General features: G+C 63.7%; 2 protein-coding genes. Both read right to left on the minus strand.

The annotated features are described in order from the left end of the window. Positions 1-57: 57 nt before the first annotated feature. Positions 58-741 carry a hypothetical protein gene (locus HIR71_RS16200; protein ID WP_169326092.1) on the minus strand — a complete coding sequence of 228 codons (684 nt, stop codon included), beginning with the start codon at positions 739-741 and terminating at the stop codon, positions 58-60. Position 742: 1 nt separating this feature from the next. After that, a complete protein-coding gene (locus HIR71_RS16205) occupies positions 743-1,399 on the minus strand; it encodes a hypothetical protein (RefSeq protein ID WP_169326093.1) in 657 nt (218 codons plus the stop codon). Positions 1,400-1,640: the final 241 nt, after the last annotated feature.

The following is a 1,640-nucleotide window of genomic DNA, read 5'->3' on the forward strand; positions in this document are numbered from 1 at the left end:
GTCGAGGTCTTTCGGATGGGCAGCGTCAGAACTCCCATCATCGGAAGACCTCGACCCCTACCTGGACCTCGACACGCCGTGTCGCTCCCGGCGCCGCCCCCGCCTACACCCCCAATTCTGAAGAGCCAGTTGACCCCTCGTGACCGACCCGCTGCTCGCCCAGTACAGGACCACCAGAATGTGGTCGAGGTGCTTCAGGTCCGTTAGGAGCACGGGCCTGCCGTTGTACACCGCGACGAGCGGCACCTCCTTGGTTACGATCCCGGTGATGAGGTCCTGCGCTCCGTCCGCCGTCACACCGTGCGCTATGCGGACGAGTTCCGCGAGTACCCAGTCCAGCGTGCTTACGACCAGAGTCGCGTCCTGAAGCGACGGGTCAATCCCGCCTTTGAGGTGCCCCGTGTCGCGCTTGTTCCGGACGCCGTATACCAAACGGATGGCACGAGGAACGTGGAGTCGGAGACCCTCCTCAAGGGTCATGTCATTCTCGATCTTGTTGAGCGCGCTGTCCACCTTGATCTCGGCTGTGAGCGGGACGTGTGGGTCCTTACCGAGGAATTGAATGACGCGTGTGACCGCCTCGCAGAACCGCCCGGCATCGACTGCTGCCGGGCGGTAGTCGTTGAGGAAGTACCGGCGCTTGTTGCTCCCGTACTCGTCCAGCACAGCTGTCACGAGGTCTTCGGGCAGGCCACCTTGGACGAATGACTTCTTGAGGGTGTCGTACTGGGCTGTAGGCACGTCAGGCGGCCGTCAGGCGATCGATGAGCTGCTGGAACGGCTCATCAAACCTTCCGCGCTGGACGCGGATCGCCTTGTCGTTGCCGGAGCCGACCGCCTGGGTGCCCGAGACTCCTTCAAGGTGCTTCGAGAGGTTGCGGCTCACCTGGTAGCCGATGACGCCTGCGGCGTCGCGGACCTCCCCGATCTTGAGTGCCGGGTCGCCGTTGACATACCAGCGCACGCCGGCGAGCAGGGTTGCCACGGTGCGGTTAGAGTCCGCCTCCGTCTTGCCGAGGGCGCGCTTGGTCAGCCCGATGCGGATCCGTCCGTCCTTCACGTAGTACACGCGGCGTAACGTCTCCGCGTCGACGTGGGACTCGCTGGCGAAGGTTTCGAAGAACGCGTCCTCATCGTGAATGAGACTCGCGTCGTCGGACGGCGCGATCCCGTTGCCCGGTTTCCTGACGGGCACCCCCTTGCTCGGGTTCGTTGCGCCACGGGATGGAGCAGAAGGCGAGGCTTCTGTCGATCCTGGAGTGGAGCCTTGAGCGGATGATGCCTCGGGGCGAGCGATGAGACGCACTGCCTGCTCGAATGCCACGGCGTGCAGGCCCTCTGGCACCCCCGAGCCCTCGACTGCTTCCCATGCATCAGCGAGGACTTGCTTGACGTCCATGCGTATTCCTGTCTCGGATGCCCACCTGCGCTCTTGGGGTCCATGATGCCAGGCTGGACCGACACGCGGCTGATGCTCGCCTAAGCCTCGATTCACCGATGGGCTGATTGCCGCGGGTGGGCGTGGGAACGCGAGAATGCCCTCCTGACTTGGGAAGATACGACTTGTCGAAGGTCCGTATCGCCAGTTCAAGAAGGGCATCTCGTCGATGCAACTTTCTCACACCCGTCCGGTCGTGTCC

This window comes from Cellulomonas fimi (assembly GCF_012952065.1).
In the GTDB taxonomy this organism is placed as follows: Bacteria; Actinomycetota; Actinomycetes; order Actinomycetales; family Cellulomonadaceae; genus Pengzhenrongella; species Pengzhenrongella fimi_A.